Origin of the sequence: Pseudomonas silesiensis (assembly GCF_001661075.1) — a bacterium.
Taxonomy (GTDB): domain Bacteria; phylum Pseudomonadota; class Gammaproteobacteria; order Pseudomonadales; family Pseudomonadaceae; genus Aquipseudomonas; species Aquipseudomonas silesiensis.
Genome location: NZ_CP014870.1, coordinates 5,784,172 through 5,798,449, shown reverse-complemented (window position 1 = coordinate 5,798,449; position 14,278 = coordinate 5,784,172). Strand labels below are relative to the sequence as shown.

Annotated in this window: 11 protein-coding genes, 1 other RNA gene and 4 pseudogenes; 3 read left to right on the top strand and 13 right to left on the bottom strand. The window is 54.5% G+C overall.

The window, feature by feature from the left end; genetic code table 11:
- Positions 1-808 precede the first annotated feature (808 nt).
- The 9 genes and pseudogenes from PMA3_RS32725 to PMA3_RS31175 form a co-directional block, all read right to left on the bottom strand.
- The gene (locus PMA3_RS32725; RefSeq protein WP_161491158.1) at positions 809-982 is read right to left on the bottom strand and encodes a hypothetical protein; all 174 of its coding nucleotides are present in this window, start codon (positions 980-982) and stop codon (positions 809-811) included.
- Positions 983-1,018: 36 nt separating this feature from the next.
- The gene (locus PMA3_RS33310) at positions 1,019-1,276 is read right to left on the bottom strand and encodes a hypothetical protein (protein WP_064679822.1); all 258 of its coding nucleotides are present in this window, start codon (positions 1,274-1,276) and stop codon (positions 1,019-1,021) included.
- A 15-nt stretch (positions 1,277-1,291) separates the two neighbouring features.
- Positions 1,292-1,596 (bottom strand): annotated as a pseudogene (locus PMA3_RS33305) (integrase domain-containing protein); the annotation flags it as partial.
- Positions 1,597-2,874 (bottom strand): PDDEXK-like family protein, encoded by a 1,278-nt coding sequence (locus tag PMA3_RS25715; RefSeq protein ID WP_064679820.1) that lies wholly within the window; start codon positions 2,872-2,874, stop codon positions 1,597-1,599. It abuts the pseudogene before it with no gap.
- Between the two features lie 182 nt (positions 2,875-3,056).
- Positions 3,057-3,329, bottom strand: a pseudogene (locus tag PMA3_RS25710) (hypothetical protein); the annotation flags it as partial.
- On the bottom strand, positions 3,326-4,306 hold the full coding sequence (locus tag PMA3_RS25705) for an integrase domain-containing protein (RefSeq protein WP_064680802.1): 981 nt from the start codon (positions 4,304-4,306) through the stop codon (positions 3,326-3,328). The pseudogene PMA3_RS25710 and the gene PMA3_RS25705, both read right to left, overlap by 4 nt.
- Positions 4,284-4,643 (bottom strand): hypothetical protein, encoded by a 360-nt coding sequence (locus PMA3_RS25700; RefSeq protein WP_064679819.1) that lies wholly within the window; start codon positions 4,641-4,643, stop codon positions 4,284-4,286. The genes PMA3_RS25705 and PMA3_RS25700 overlap by 23 nt, the downstream gene beginning before the upstream one ends.
- On the bottom strand, positions 4,627-6,027 hold the full coding sequence (locus PMA3_RS25695) for a YfjI family protein (protein ID WP_064679818.1): 1,401 nt from the start codon (positions 6,025-6,027) through the stop codon (positions 4,627-4,629). Before PMA3_RS25695 ends, PMA3_RS25700 begins: the two co-directional genes overlap by 17 nt.
- Positions 6,028-7,062: 1,035 nt before the next feature.
- Positions 7,063-7,588, bottom strand: a pseudogene (locus PMA3_RS31175) (KUP/HAK/KT family potassium transporter); the annotation flags it as partial.
- On the opposite strand from PMA3_RS31175, the gene PMA3_RS33725 reads away from it, so the two are divergent.
- Positions 7,548-7,727 carry a hypothetical protein gene (locus tag PMA3_RS33725; RefSeq protein WP_420848710.1) on the top strand — a complete coding sequence of 60 codons (180 nt, stop codon included), beginning with the start codon at positions 7,548-7,550 and terminating at the stop codon, positions 7,725-7,727. The pseudogene PMA3_RS31175 and the gene PMA3_RS33725 overlap by 41 nt on opposite strands.
- A 182-nt stretch (positions 7,728-7,909) precedes the next feature.
- On the opposite strand, the gene PMA3_RS25690 is transcribed toward PMA3_RS33725, so the two are convergent.
- Complete coding sequence (locus tag PMA3_RS25690) at positions 7,910-8,812, bottom strand: phytanoyl-CoA dioxygenase family protein (RefSeq protein WP_082930423.1); 903 nt, start codon at positions 8,810-8,812, stop codon at positions 7,910-7,912.
- Positions 8,813-9,063: 251 nt separating this feature from the next.
- On the opposite strand from PMA3_RS25690, the gene PMA3_RS25685 reads away from it, so the two are divergent.
- Both PMA3_RS25685 and PMA3_RS25680 read left to right on the top strand, forming a co-directional pair.
- Positions 9,064-9,756 (top strand): response regulator transcription factor, encoded by a 693-nt coding sequence (locus tag PMA3_RS25685; RefSeq protein WP_064679816.1) that lies wholly within the window; start codon positions 9,064-9,066, stop codon positions 9,754-9,756.
- A 220-nt stretch (positions 9,757-9,976) separates the two neighbouring features.
- Complete coding sequence (locus PMA3_RS25680; protein WP_064679815.1) at positions 9,977-11,428, top strand: APC family permease; 1,452 nt, start codon at positions 9,977-9,979, stop codon at positions 11,426-11,428.
- A gap of 159 nt (positions 11,429-11,587) precedes the next feature.
- Here the strand turns inward: PMA3_RS25680 and PMA3_RS31170 are convergent.
- The 3 genes and pseudogenes from PMA3_RS31170 to ssrA form a co-directional block, all read right to left on the bottom strand.
- A pseudogene (locus PMA3_RS31170) lies at positions 11,588-11,875 on the bottom strand (transposase); the annotation flags it as partial.
- A 499-nt stretch (positions 11,876-12,374) separates the two neighbouring features.
- A complete protein-coding gene (locus PMA3_RS25670; RefSeq protein WP_064679813.1) occupies positions 12,375-13,631 on the bottom strand; it encodes an integrase domain-containing protein in 1,257 nt (418 codons plus the stop codon).
- Between the two features lie 186 nt (positions 13,632-13,817).
- Positions 13,818-14,211: a transfer-messenger RNA gene (gene ssrA, locus PMA3_RS25665) on the bottom strand.
- Between the last annotated feature and the right edge of the window lie 67 nt (positions 14,212-14,278).

Sequence of the window (14,278 nt, the reverse complement as noted above, 5' to 3'; positions counted from 1 at the left end):
AGTGCAGCGATGAAATAGTGGCGCGCGTACTGATCTCTTAATTTGCTGGTTGATGTCTGTACGATTTCCCTTGTTTCGGCACATGAACCCGATGAACCATTAAGGTTGAGGGCACGCCGGTCCCATCACATCATGCTGTATCCAGCGCCCGGGCTGGGATTGGTCACTGGTTAGTTGGATCTTGGCTCATTGTTATCTGAAACATGCCTTTACCGGAATTTGCAGGGAAGCGCGCAACTTTGCAACGGTCGACTGTCACTTGTGACCTTCGCAGAATGGGTCGCAGCTTCACTGTGCGTAACGTAGATCCTCAATCAATTGACTGTGCAAGGCTTTGTCACCGCACACGACAATTGCTGCGCCGTTCTGAGCTGGCTGGCCATCCCAAGTCGTGATGGCTCGTTGAAGCCCTAGCTCGGGATTTCGCTAATGAACGTGCATTGGAAAAAATCTCCTCCATTTCCCTACGGTCAGGGGGGGGCGCGGTGGGATAAAGGCTCCATTACTGCTTTCCTTCATGCTGCCGCATCGTGGGCCTCTGCCAACGCACCTCGTTTGCCATCGGATGGCTGTGAGCTAAACATATGGCAGCGCTGTGCAGCCATCTTGCTGACTGATAAATCTCACAAGTGAGGCCCATGCAGATGCAGGTCGACGGCTGCTTATTCCGACAGTCCTTCTGGCCGACTGTGTTGAAAAAGTCGAGCCGCCTGGCCACCCATACATTGAGCGGTGAAAATGCCTTTTTTGCACGCTGCTACGCTAAATATGGGCCCTGAACCCTCTGCGTAAATTACAGATTTCAATCTCAGGCGCGTACTTTTCTGCGGTGGAAACCGACGCCGACTTTTTCAACACAATCGGCCGTTATCGGCCCGTCACGACTAACCGCTTTGGGTTGTTTTGCGCCATTGCGGCGGTATTTTTCGAGCAGGTTCATCCGCAAGAGAATATCCACGCTGAGATAGATGAAGGCGGGCAAGCGAGTCTAGAGGGTTGCCTATCCGCAACTCGAGCGTTAGATCAGCATTTCTCGGTCATTCCCTAATCGCTTCCAGACCAATAGAGCGGTGAGTCGATAGTAATACCGGGTGGCGTCGGAGTGGTCTTTTAGGTGCTGAGTGAGAAACCAGCGCACATGCTTGAGCTGCCAGGTCCAGGGATTGTCTCGCTGCCATCGCTGTTGAATGGCTGCTTGCATGATTCGGGCTTGGCGTAGGTGTCGTTGCTGCATGACCTTCGAGCCAGTCAGTACTCCGCTCAGGAACAGCGCCATATCGAAGGCGCTTAGTCACGCTCTGCCTCCAATGTAGGCCGACACCACATCGATTCGGTTATGCCCGAGTTCAAGGCGATCGCAGTGGCCACCATTGACTGGTGCGGCGTGGCCAGTGAGCTGTTCGTAACGCTCGCAGGCGTAGGCCGCTCGCAGTTCATGAAAGCCCTTCAGCCCGTGTTCATGCAGCGTTTCGCGGGTGGGAAGCACGGTCTGTTGCAGGAACGCGGCGTAGCTTCGTCTCGGGCCAGCAAGTTGCGGCTGCCAGTCGGCGACGCATGACGAGCCAACTGCAGCGCCGCCTTTGGTGCCGTCCTCGCTTAGCCGAGGCCCTTGAGCAGAGTGCGAAGGGCTTTGAGCTGTTCTGCGGCGTCCTCGGCGGCCTTGACAGGAGGCAGGCTGATGCCGCGACGTATGGTGAGATTGCCGTCGTCTTGCTGGGCCTGGCGGATGGCGTTTCGAGTGCGCTCCGCGTTAACGATGTGTAGCAGCTGAGTGCGAAGTTGAGTCTTCACACAGCTCAGAGACACGTATGTCGTGACACAGAAATGCTCGCCATCTTGGCGTATGCGAATGGCTGCGGCCCAGGCAGTGCCCAGCTCCGGATCCAGCAGCCGCTCAAATTCTTTCAGGCTGAAGTAGGTGACTACTCGGCGGGGGTCGGCTACTAGGTGGCTGAACTGCTCACCCAGCACGCGGTAAAACCTGGCGAATTTGCGTTCCTTCAGGCAACGGTCCCAGATGTTTGGTCGACGGCAGTACAGCTGAAACAAGCGAATATTCGCCTTGGCCTCGTTGCCTGAGGCCATACCTTTGACAAGCTCGGCTAGGTCTTTGGCCCTGGACCGGGGCGCGTTGGGCGTCAGAATTTTGTGCAGTGCGTCCAGCGAGCTCCCATGCTGGCTTGCCACATGGGTCACCAGCTTGCCTAGGACGCTGCCCTCGGCCACGTCGTCTTCCTCCTGAACGGCTTGGCGGAACTGAGCCATGGTGGCTTTGACATGTGGAGCAACCCAGCTCAGTTGTTCGGTGTGGCCGAGAAATTCCGTGAGCCAGGTGTAGTTAATCGAAATCCAGTGATCGTCCTCCGGCTCACTATCGTTGCTATCCAGGTACAGGTGGATACCACGATAAGTCGGGAACAATTTGCGCAGCGCATTGAAGTAGGTCTTAGTCTGGTCTTTGCCTTCGCGGTAGCCAAACTTGTTTTCGATGGCTACGTAAAGTTTCGCAGCAGGGTCGACCGCCAGCACATCGATGTATCGGGCTTCGCCGGGCAGTCCCAACTCTGCTTCTGTGACGACAATGATCGACGAAAACGCCAGGGTGTGGATATTCGCCGCCGCGAGAAAACGCCGGTCATTGAGCGTTAGATTGGCTTGGTGCGCGGAAACGCCCGCACGGGTCAGCAGAGATTTTATTGCCTGGTCACCCAGCCCGTGACCTTGGCTGGGGTCTAGCAGCCAAGCCAGGAAGCGAGATACGTTGACTTCCTTGGGGTAACAGATCTGGAGTGGTTCGCTGTGAGTGGACAGCGCGAGCATGCGCTGCACGTTGGGGTCGGCGTAGAGTTCGTCGACGAGAGAGTCCAGGGACATGAGGGCTCTGTAAGTTGAGTTGGGAGCTGGAAAGCGTATAGGGTCTAGGGCAGGGTGTTAAGTGGAAGCATCCGCCCAACACACCTTGCGTGGTTAAGCAGCGTCGCCGCCTTTCTCCTCGCAGAGATAGATAAAGGCCGATTAGTGAGCCTGGAAGGCTGTCTACCCACGATTCGAGCGCCGATCAGCATTTCTCGGTCATTCCCTAATCGCTTCCAGACCAATAGGGCGGTGAGCCGATAGTAATACCGGGTGGCGTCGGAATGGTCCTTCAGGTGCTGGGTGAAAAACCAGCGCACATGCTTGAGCTGCCAGGTCCAGGGATTGTCTCGCTGCCATCGTTGTTGAATGGCCGCTTGCATGACTCGGGCTTGGCGTAGGTGGCGTTGCTGCGTGACCTTTGAGCCGGTCAGTACGCCGCTCAGGAACAGCGTCATATCGAAGGGCTTGGTCACGCTCGACCTCCAATGTAGGCCGAAACCACATCAATCCGGTTATGACCGAGCTCAAGGCTGATCTGTTGCCGCGCCTGTTGATCCAGGTCGCGGTCAATGCGATAGCAGTGACCCCCATTGACCGGTGCGGCGTGGCCAGTGAGCTGCTCATAACGCTCGCAGGCGTAGGCCGCGCGCAGTTCATGAAAGCCCTTCAGCCCGTGTTCATGCAGCGTTTCGCGGGCAGGGAGCACGGTCTGTTGCAGGAACGCGGCATAGCTTTCGTCGCGGGCCAGCAAGTTGCGGCTATGGGGCGGCGACGCCTGACGAGCCAACTGCAGGGCCGCTTTCACCGCTTCATTGGCCACAACCCATCGCGGCGCCGATGCCCCTGAACGGCCGCCTTTGGTGCCGTCCTGGATGTTGATGCGGCCTAAGTGTTCGGCTTCGCGGTGCAAGCGTGGCAGGTCAGCCAGGATTGCTTCGCGCAAGCGCATACCGGTTGTTCGGGCCAACAGGACAATCGCGGCCACCCGCTCGTGTTGCTGTTCGCCAAGCGCCTCGAGTACTCGCCGCACCTGTTGGTGGTCTTGGCCATCCGGTGCGCGGGTGCGTACGCTCGAGCGCTGCTGTCCTAACGCCTGGCTCGGACTGGCGATCCTCACGTCCTGATCACCGCGCAGCGCAGCGAGGGTGCGGTTGACGCTGCTCAGGCGGTTCTGCGCGGTGGCGATGCCCAGTTCACCTTGTTGGATCTGCTGGCGCAGATACGCGGCGTAGTCGTGCAGCGTGTGTCGATCGATCTGGCGTGCATCGTTGTAACCCGGACCGTCCTCTGACCGACACCAACGCACGAATGCTTGCCAGCGATCGCTATGCGCTTTGACCGTGGCGAAGTGGCCGCCGGCAAACAGATCCTTGAGCGCTTGTGGGCCGGCGTAGCTTAGCTGGCGGCCGTAACCAAAGTTGCGACCCTCACGCCGACCGATCAGAGCCATCTTCATCACCGTTTTCGTTTGTTTGTAGAAAGAGCAGCAGGGCTTTCCAGTGGGGGCTGAGCCTGTCCACCTGCTGCCAATGTGTCGGGCGGACCAGGAGGGTGTTCTCATGGTGTTGCAGCAGTGCTCCTTCCCCACGCAATTGCTCGATCAGTCGGGCGATGTGGGTAGGGTCCAGGGGTGATGTGGCGACAGCGGCGACAGTGGCGACAACCCGCGTCGTTTCTGGCCTGGCGCGGGGCGACAGGGTGGCGACAGCGGTGGCGACACGCCGCGATTCTGGCTGTAATTGATGTTGTGCCTGGTAGCGGCGCACCGCGTCATTGAGGCGAAACATGGCGGACCTCGAACGTTTTTCCGTCGCGGCTGTTCAGCCAGCGATGCGTGATCAGCTCGACCAATAAAGAGGCGGTATGGTCAGCGCTCTTGCGGGCAAAACGAGGACCATTGCGATTGACGTCGCGGACGGTGAAGTGGGTCCAGCCTTTCTGCACCAACCAGCGCAGCAGCCGATCCGCTTCCTCGCGTCGGCTATTGACCGGCGCTTGTTCGGTCAAGCGCTGTATCTCGGCCAGGTAGTAATCCATCAACGTGGAGGCGCGCTGGATGTGTGCTTCGTCCAACGCACTGGCCTCTTCAACCATGGCCAGCACGCCCGCGATACGCAGTACATTCGCCGCGGCCTTGCTCGCGACCGGCTGGACGCCGGCCAGTTCGCCGAACTCGCCGGACTGGCACTCGATGGTGTCGTGAATATCAATCCAGGCACGACGGGCCCGGGCAGTCAGCTCCAGTGTTGCTGGATTGAGTGAGCCATCCTGGTGAAGCGACCAGGGCTTTTGCAGCAAGGCCGTGATCCTTTGTTGGTAGCGCTGGACTCGGGCATCCCGGGTCAGGTCGATCGCCTTGTAGAGTCGCTGGCCGGCCAGGCGCTCGGGCCAACTGATCAGGCAACGGCCCAGAATGCCTTGACCATTGATCACCGGGTCTTTGAGCAGCTGGTTGGCCAGGTAGGGCTGCAGCATCAGATGCAGGCTGAGGCGGCGATCATAGGCCCGTAGGCTTTCGCCGGCCATGGAGCGGGCCCGGTCGATCGGGCTGCCGTCCCACAGCAGCGACAAGGTGGTGATTGCCTTGAGCAGATTCTCTTTGCCCATGGTGCTACTGCCCAAGAACTGGCCGCCTTCATCATTGAACAAGCCCATGCTGGGCAAGCCATGGCACAGACTTTTGATTAGGGCCTCAATGGTGGGCTCGGCAATGATCAGCCTTGGCGGTACCGGCTCGGATAGTTCGCTGCCTTCCGCCGCCGCGTGTCTCTTTGCGGTTGTGGGTTTGGCCATGATGCTGCTGGCTGCGCGATAAGCTTTGAGCTTTTCCGCATACAGGGCCCACTGCTGTCGTTCCCAGTCGCGCGCCGCTTTCAGTGCGAGCTGATCCACTGCACTTTTGCGATCACCCGAGGACGCCACCGTCAGTAGGTAGAGGGACAGCGGATAGGTTCGACCGTCGAGTTGAACATTGGCATGACCCTGGCTTACCAGGGCAGCGCTGGCCAGCACCGATTGTGCAGCCATGGCGCAGGGCACGCCGATCACCTCGGCCAGTCGTTCGACCGCAAGACCCAACAGATCCCCGAGTGCTTCGACCGGGTAGGGCAGTGGTGCCTGCTGGTACTCCAGCAAGGGTTGTGGTGGCTCGAACGCTTCGCACAGTTGCATCGCTATTCTCCTGAGATTATCGACTTCGTCCTCACTCATCCCGCCACGGTTGTTGAGTGTTATCAGGGATCAAGGCCCCTGCGACCTGTGAGGGTTGTCCGCTAGCGCGGGACTGACGGCTCCTTACGACCGAGAGCTTGGGCATCTCATGATCTGGCCTCCTAAGCACTTCCGAAGAAGTGGGCGGGTGGAGGCTGCACTGGCTGACGAGACCGGTGCGGCGAGATCCTGAGTCGGGTGAAGGCAGTGAGGCGATGACCGGGGCATGCCTGACTGTCAGTCAGGTGCAGTCCATTCCTTGGGCTGCGGCACCGTCATCGGCATCGCTGTTGCTGGTGACTTCGGTGTTTGTCACGCCGATTGTCACGAGGGGGAATGCCGCAAAGCCTTGTACGAGTTGGGCTGCAGCAACCGTACGAGCGCCCGTCTCTTTAGGGGGCAAAGAGACGGGCAAAAGGTTGGCGCAAGAAATGGCCAAGTCGATAAGTTGCTGCAGAGCAGCCAGGAGGGGACATGAGTTGCCGCAGTGGGCATTCTGGAAGAAGTGGCATCCATCACATGGCTGTGACCGTGCGAGCCGCCGAACGCTAATCGCACTTGGGGTGAACCACCACAATGTGGCGTAGCCTCAAAGGTTCTGGCTACCTGGGTGCTGTCGAGGACAGCGCTTGTACAGTTCTGGTTTAGCGCTCGTTCTGCTCGCGGTCAACAGTATTTTAGGGGCGACTCTTGCGCCAATCGGTAGTGCTAGAAGACCTTGGAATCCGGTGGCTTTCCATGGTCAGGTGGTCGTTCGTCGGTTTTTAATGTGAGCCTGCGTAGTTGCATGGACTTGACCATTTGCATTGTCACTGACCAGTCGAATTACATTCGACCTGACCAGCACACGCCGTAGTGACGACCGGCGGAGAACGGGCCAGGAGTTGACATTCATAATGGCCGGGATCAACTGATGAAACAGATGCTGATCACAGTGGTCTTCATGCCTCTTGCTCTGCGTACAAACAAGACCACCAGTGCGGCCTTGTCAGTTCCTTACATTTCGACCTGTGTGCCCAGTTCTATCACCTGATTCAACGGCAAATTGAAGTACTTCAGGTCGCTGTTGGCGTTCTTGAGTAAAAAGGCGAACAGGCTTTCTCGCCAGCGGGCCATACCGACGCGCTTGGTCGGGATCACCGCTTCTCGACTGAGGGAAGTAGGTCGTGCGCATCGGACCGAAGTCCAGTTCAGCCAAGGGGCAGAGACTCAACGCCAAGGGGACATCGGACTCCTCGATAACGCCAAAGTGCAGACTGACCCGTAAGAACCCTTCGCCATACGTTTCAACCTCAAACCGACGGTGAGCACTGACACGAGGGCTGTCTTCAGACATCAGAGTGAGCGACACCACTTGCTCCTGCAAAACCTGGTTATGAAGCCGGTTGTGCAGCAGCGCATGCGGAACGGCTTCGGCCCTGGCCGTAAGAAACACCGCCGTGCCTTGTACACGATGGGAAGGCTGCGTAAGGATGCAGCCAATGAAAAGCGGTAGAGGAAGTGCGGCTTCGTCCAGCCGTTCAACAATGATCTTCCGACCCGCTTCCAAGTGGCATCAAAATGAAGAGGTCAATATCCAACGCTACAACATTGCACCAAGCACCGACATCCATGTCATGCACGTCGAGGCCGATGGCCCGCGCATTAGCTCGGTGAATTGAGGTCGGAAACGCGAGATTTCTTCGCCAAAACCAAGTGTAATTCAGCACATCAATACCCCGAATTGAAACCATCTCCAGGGGATCTGCGAGCGCTCGCTACCGTCGAGCTAAAATGGGGGACTTATACCCCCGAGCTTATTGCCATGCCACATTTAACCGGCGCTACCGTCACTAACGACTGCTTATTTTTTAACGTAATTATATACGCTTTTCGCAATGTTAGAAAAATGTGAGCTTTTTTCCAGAAGTTCAATAAAAAATTTCTGATCAAACGGTTCTTCAGGATAAAGCGCTACACGCGGATCCTCAAACTCCCTAACGTAGCCCATACTTGCCGCACCCATTTCGTAGCCAATTAATCGCTGAAGGTCATCGGGAAAGGTCTTAGCAACCTCTATTGGGATTGAAAGATATTGGTTCTCCTCTTGACGAACCCAGCCGACGCAGTAATCAATGTTCAGCGCTCGGCGGCTTGCCTTGGATTTGTTTTCTCCGCCCCCGTGAATAGTTTTACCGGTATAAACCAATACAGAGCCTTTCTTCATCTCGGCAGCAAGCGAGTCGGCTTGTGTGAAACTAAGTGGAAGCAAATTATGCTTGTGGCTACCTGGTATAACCCGGGTGGCGCCATTTTCCTCAGTGAAATCGTCCATCGCCCAGATTGTACTTACTTCAATATGGAAGTTCACAGGAAAATGATCATACCAGTCCCACGCGCCCTCATCTCGGTGCAAAAACTGCGCTTTCTGTCCAGGATCTATGCAAATGACCTGTGTGAGATTGAGTTGGATGTTAGACGAGTTTCTGCACAAAAATTTCCTAGTTGCGCCGAGTACGGTGGGGTGCATGACCATCGCGTGAGATGCTGTTGATCTTCCAGGAACGGCACCGCAGCGACGCGTGAGTTTGCCTACAGCATTATTCTCTCCCTCGGGTGTGCGTTCTAGATACGGCTGGATTTGATCATTAACTGTATCTACGATTTCATCGCTTACGGCATTGTCGATAATGCAATACCCATCCGAATCTAAACAGTTTATTACTTCATCAATGGAGCAGTTTGCAGGGAGGTGGATAAGAGGCATAACTTCTCCGAAGTTCTAAAAATGACGTATATTTGAATTTTCACATAAGCTGTTGTTAAGCCTATGTGAACATGTTGCGTGATACATCAACCTAAAGGATGAGGAGGCAATATTAATACTCGTCGAATGGCACGGGTTGTGCTTACCTTCATAAGCTAAAGACTGCAATACATAACGCAGCGTTTAAGCTCCATAATAAGGCAAGCGCTTACGCTGCGCCCCAAAACCGTGCAATATATTGAGGTGTTAGAATGCAGAAGGCAGAGTTCGGTACAAGATGTCATGATTTTGCTCAGAAAACTGTCTCTTTCCTAAAGAACACAAGTGGCTGCACCGCCGTCGTCTTTACTTGGTATGAAAATCACAAAACCAAGCCCCCACATGTGCAAGCTGGTGCTGACGAACGCATGATCACCGAGTATTATGATCGCTACCACGGCGCAGATCCTCTCCGTGCAGAATTATTAATTCAGAGCTCCAGCTGTTTTGAAACGCTTTCCAATGCCAAAACAACCCACGATCAATATCTTCTAGAAGAATATCAGCCATTTCTTCATAAATATAACATCCATGAGGAAATGGATTTAATTTTCTGGGCCGGCGGAACAGCCGTTGCTTCCGCTGCGTTGCTTCAACAAGAGGATGGGCACAGATTGAATCCCCCATATCTTAGAGAGGTCTACAATTATCTACAGTATACCTTTTCCATTCTGCCAGCAGTCCGGCTCTTAAATTTAAATAGTGAGCTGGAGTTACGATATAAGCTTACACCTAAAGAGAGGGCGGTAGCCGAGTTGATGGTTGCGGGCGAGCCGAATAAAGCTATAGCTTCCCGGCTTGATATGGAGTTGCCAACGGCAAAAACGCATGTATTGCACATATTTCAAAAACTTCAAGTTGAAAGTAGAGCTAAGGCAATTGCACTGTTAAGCGGTGTGCAATGAAGTTGAATGCCTGTACGGCTGTAGGCAATAGAAAATGGGCAGCGCTAGCTGGATAGGTCATCTTGTAAGTCATCTCATCCCTAAGGTTGATGTGGCGTAGAGCAAAATCACGGATAGTCATCTGACGGCATGATGGTTCGCTTATACAACTATTCTTCTAAAGCGGTTTACTCCACATACCAACGCTGCCAGTTTTCGTGCATAATCGATGGTGATGCTAATGACAACTTCAGACGGGACCAGACTGCCCATAAATGCAATGGCAGAGCGTGAACAATACGCACCTGAGACTAAGCAGCTAAAAGGAAAGATGTCGAGCTGGGAGCTGCTTTGCTCAGTTCTGGCATTTGCCGCACCGGTAACTTCGGTAACCAGCTTGATTCCATTTGTAATCCAAGGCGGCGGAACCGGCGCCCCCGCTCTCATTCTTGCCGCTACAGTCTTAATGCTGATGTTTAGTATTGGTTTTGTAGCGATGTCTGGATATGTTTATAGGCCTGGAGCTTTCTATGCTTATGTGACCCATGCATGCGGGGTCAATATAGGACAAGGTACGGCGTTCGTCGCCATATTTGCTTATTTTGCGCTAGGTTTCTGTACCATTGCCCTAATTGGCCCAGTGCTTTCGAGTTTTCTTTCTGACGTATTTGGCATTACAGGTATACCTTGGTATATAGGCAGCGTACTCGCCTTTGCATCCAGCGGTGTATTATCCTACCTCCGGATTGACCTATCCGCAAAGGTGCTAACTATTACCATGTTCGTAGAGATTGCATTGGTCCTTGCGTTTAATTTGATTGTCCCTATCACACAAGGAGTAACCAATATTTCTTTGGCGCCGCTTTCGCCTACCCACCTATTTGATGGGGACTTTACTGTGGCCTTCCTATTTTCAATTATCATTTTTATTGGCTTTGAATCGACAGCTGTCTACCGAGATGAAGTACATAACGCCAAAAAGACGATTCCCTTCGTTACTTATGCTGCGGTACTATTTATCGGTATTTTCTACGCTTTTAGCGCTTGGATGACGATTGCGGCGTATGGGACAGAGGAGGTTATGTCTGCCGCATCTAAAGATGCATCAAGCCTATTTCTGAATGCCATGGCTACCTATATGGGCAAAACTAGCGTCGACATCACACGAGGTGTACTTATCCTTTCTGCGATAGCCTGTTTGCTTTCGCTGCACAATGCGTTAGCCCGCTACATCTATTCGTTAAGTCGAAACGGTGCGATCCACCGTAAATTTAGCCAAGTCCATCCTAAGCACATGTCACCTCACGTAGCTAGTTTAACATGCACAGTGGGCTGGGCGATTGCTACCACGATTTTTATCAAAGCCGACCCCTCTGTCCTGTACGCCCAAGTTGGTGGTGTTGGTACATATGCAATGCTTATTCTTATGAGTTTGACTAGCGGCGCGGTTCTTTACTTTTTTATCAAGCGTAGAGCTTTTAGCTTCAAAACTACCGTATGCCCACTGCTTGCTCTTATCGGCATCGCTGGTTTTACGCTCATGACGACAGTGAATTTTCATCTACTAACCAATGGCGAGCCGGGTTCAGGGATTTGGCTCCAGCTACTGATTCTGGGGATGTTTGCTTATGGCTACCTTTCGGCGCTATTTAACAACCGAAAAGGTCATATTGCTAGTGATGTAGCTCTTTAGATAGATCCGTCCCGGCGGCAGACGGTTCGCCATTAGAAATGGCTGATACCGTGGCATTCACGGCGAACCGGTGGGCACAATTATTATACAAGCGCATGCCCTCTGGCTCGATGATTTTAGGCACGTCAGGATTGTAGAAGAGTTGCCTGAACTGACGGCGACGCTGCGAATGGATTTGCCGTTGTCTTTGCGAAAGTCGGCGATGCTTTTGAAATCAGGAGCCAAATGCCCCGTCAGCCACATCAACTCGACGTTGCACTCGGCCTCACGTTCAAGCCTGCGACTGGAATGAATCCGATTGAGATAGCCGTAGATATAGATCTTCAACAAGATTGCGGGAAGGTTAGGCCGGACACCCCGTTGCAGCAGGATCAACACCTACAAACCCAAGTGCACCCGCGAGTTCATCTACGAAACGTCGACCACTCGCACTGGGTTTTCTTCGGCAGAACAGCCTTTACTGGGTCAGTTTTCGGTCAGCGGCAACACCTAGAAGGCTCTGCGGACATTCAGGATTTCAATCTCCGACGCGTACTTTTCTGCTTTCGAAAACACGGCCGACTTTTTCAACACAATCGGTCGGTTGCAGTTCTTCAGTGCTTGGCTGACACACTCGCGCTGAGTGGCACCCGCTGACACCCATCAACTGCAAACGGCTGGTCAGCGCGAATGCAAACAACTGGTCAGTGGCAATCCAATTAGGTGGTCAAGTGAGATTCAATTACGTGGAGCCCATGCGAGTGGGAATGCGGAGCCTTCCCCCTCGCGTGGGCTTGGCCGAGAAAGCCTCAAGAATGAGGTTTGCAATGGCGACAGTCGCCACTTCTGTCGCCATGCTGCAGGCCAGGTATTGCGCGGGTTGTCGCCGGTGTCGCTGCTGTCGCCAAATCAACCATCACTCCATCTGAGGCGTCATTTTCGGTTACCGGCGGCGACCGGTGAGCTCTCACCGTATTGGCACGACGTTGTGGTCCCTGGTTTGATTGATCGCAGATGCCGACAGGTTGCCAGTGGCCGCTTTTTGGATGTGCTCACTCCACCAAGCCATCATCGGACGCCGGCGCTCGATGTAGTCCGCTCGGTTGTAAGCGCTTCGAACTTCGTCCTTGTCGACATGCGCCAGCGCGACTTCGATCAGCTCCGGATCCCACCCATGCTCGTTCAGGATGGTGCTAGCCATGGAGCGCATGCCGTGGCTGACCAAGCGGTCCTGGAAGCCCATGCGTTTCAACGCCATGTTGGCGGTCTGGCTATTGGCGTGGGTGCGCGGATTTCTATCTGCCGGGAACACGTATTCCCTGTGACCACTGTGGGGCTTGAGCGCCTCCAGTAACGCGAGTGCCTGTTCGGTCAGTGGGATGGTGTGCGGACGACGCTTTTTCATGCGCTCCGGCGGGATGATCCAGATGCGTTTGTCGAAGTCGATATCTGCCCATCGGGTGGTAGCCGCTTCGGCAGGACGGGTCATGGTGTGCAGTTGCCATTCGATCAGGCAGCGGGTGATCCGCTTGATGCTGGCATTCGCGATTTCGATCATGAGCTCGGAAAGCTCATCGGGTCGTAGCGCGGCCATGTTCTCTTTTTTGGGCTTCTTGAATACCGCTCGAATACCACTGAGGGGGTTAGAGAAAATCAGCCCGGAGTTTACCCCGTAGGTCATGATCTCGTTGAGTCGTTGGCTCAGTCGCTTCACTGTCTCGAGACTGCCTTTGGCTTCGATGGGGCGAAGGAGCTTGATGACCATCGGGGCGCTGATCTGCGAGAGAGGCGTTGTTTTCAAGTCGGGAAAAATATGCAGCGTTAGCGAGCGCCAAATGTCTTCGGCATATGCCGGCGTCACGGAGTCCTTCTTTAGCTCGAACCAGGCGGTGGCCACCTTCTCGAAGGTGTGCTCGGTCTCAGCGAGTTTGGCTTGCCTTACCTCATCGCGTTGAGCTTTGGGATCAATGCCCAGAGCGAGCAACTCACGCGCTTCTGCGGCTTTCTTCCGGGCGTTGGCTAACGAGAGGTCGGGGTATGGGCCGAGTGCCATATTGATACGGCTTCTGGTCAACGGTTCGCGGTAATTGAAATTCCACATCATCGAGCCGCTGGCGCGTACTCGAAGCTGTAGGCCGTCGCCGTCGCTAAGGACGAAGTCTTTACCAGTTGCCTTGACCGCCTTGAGCTGGCGATCGGAGAGACGGGTTGCTTGAGTAGGCATGGGAGCTACCTCGGGCACCGTTTTGGTATCCTAAAAATAGCACCGGGTAGCTCTGGATACCACCTGGGATACCAAACTGTCTGGAACTCCAAATGCCTCGTTGGCACCCGGAAGCCCTTAAACCCTTGATTTTGCTGGATTTCAGGTACAAAAAAAGACGTCCGTGGACGTCTTTAGATGATGAAGTGGTGGAGCCGGGGGGATTTGAACCCCCGTCCGCCAGTACTCCGCTGTCGGTACTACATGCGTAGCCGTGTCTATTAAGTTAACCCTCAGCGACCCGACGGGCAGGGTGCATTGGGCGAGTTGTGTAAGTTTTAGCCGCTTCGTCCACAACGTACTGCACGGCGATTCTGTTCTATATGACAATCACTTTGGGTTTACAGACATCCCCTGATGATTGCTGGACCCGAAGGTACCAGGAGGGAAGGGCTAAGGCTGCTTACGCAGCGAGAGCGTATTCCCCGTAGGTTTCGTCATTGGCAACTATAGAAAGTTGCAACAGTGGATTTACGAGTTCTGTTACCAACTCGGCATGCACCTAAAGTTTCGCAACCGGCGTCGAATCCTAAACGGCCCCGAGCCTGTTGCTCTGTGAATCATGGTGAGCAACAAGCCTGCGTAGTGTACGCCAACACGCGCGAGAA

Coding starts and splice junctions, on each gene's coding strand:
- PMA3_RS25680 (WP_064679815.1), top strand. CDS start 9,977: ATGACAACTTCAGACGGGACCAGACTGCCCATAAATGCAATGGCAGAG.
- PMA3_RS33725 (WP_420848710.1), top strand. CDS start 7,548: ATGAAAAGCGGTAGAGGAAGTGCGGCTTCGTCCAGCCGTTCAACAATG.
- PMA3_RS25705 (WP_064680802.1), bottom strand. CDS start 4,306: ATGGCTCTGATCGGTCGGCGTGAGGGTCGCAACTTTGGTTACGGCCGC.
- PMA3_RS25685 (WP_064679816.1), top strand. CDS start 9,064: ATGCAGAAGGCAGAGTTCGGTACAAGATGTCATGATTTTGCTCAGAAA.
- PMA3_RS25670 (WP_064679813.1), bottom strand. CDS start 13,631: ATGCCTACTCAAGCAACCCGTCTCTCCGATCGCCAGCTCAAGGCGGTC.
- PMA3_RS25690 (WP_082930423.1), bottom strand. CDS start 8,812: ATGCCTCTTATCCACCTCCCTGCAAACTGCTCCATTGATGAAGTAATA.
- PMA3_RS33310 (WP_064679822.1), bottom strand. CDS start 1,276: ATGGCGCTGTTCCTGAGCGGAGTACTGACTGGCTCGAAGGTCATGCAG.
- PMA3_RS25695 (WP_064679818.1), bottom strand. CDS start 6,027: ATGCAACTGTGCGAAGCGTTCGAGCCACCACAACCCTTGCTGGAGTAC.
- PMA3_RS25700 (WP_064679819.1), bottom strand. CDS start 4,643: ATGTTTCGCCTCAATGACGCGGTGCGCCGCTACCAGGCACAACATCAA.
- PMA3_RS25715 (WP_064679820.1), bottom strand. CDS start 2,874: ATGTCCCTGGACTCTCTCGTCGACGAACTCTACGCCGACCCCAACGTG.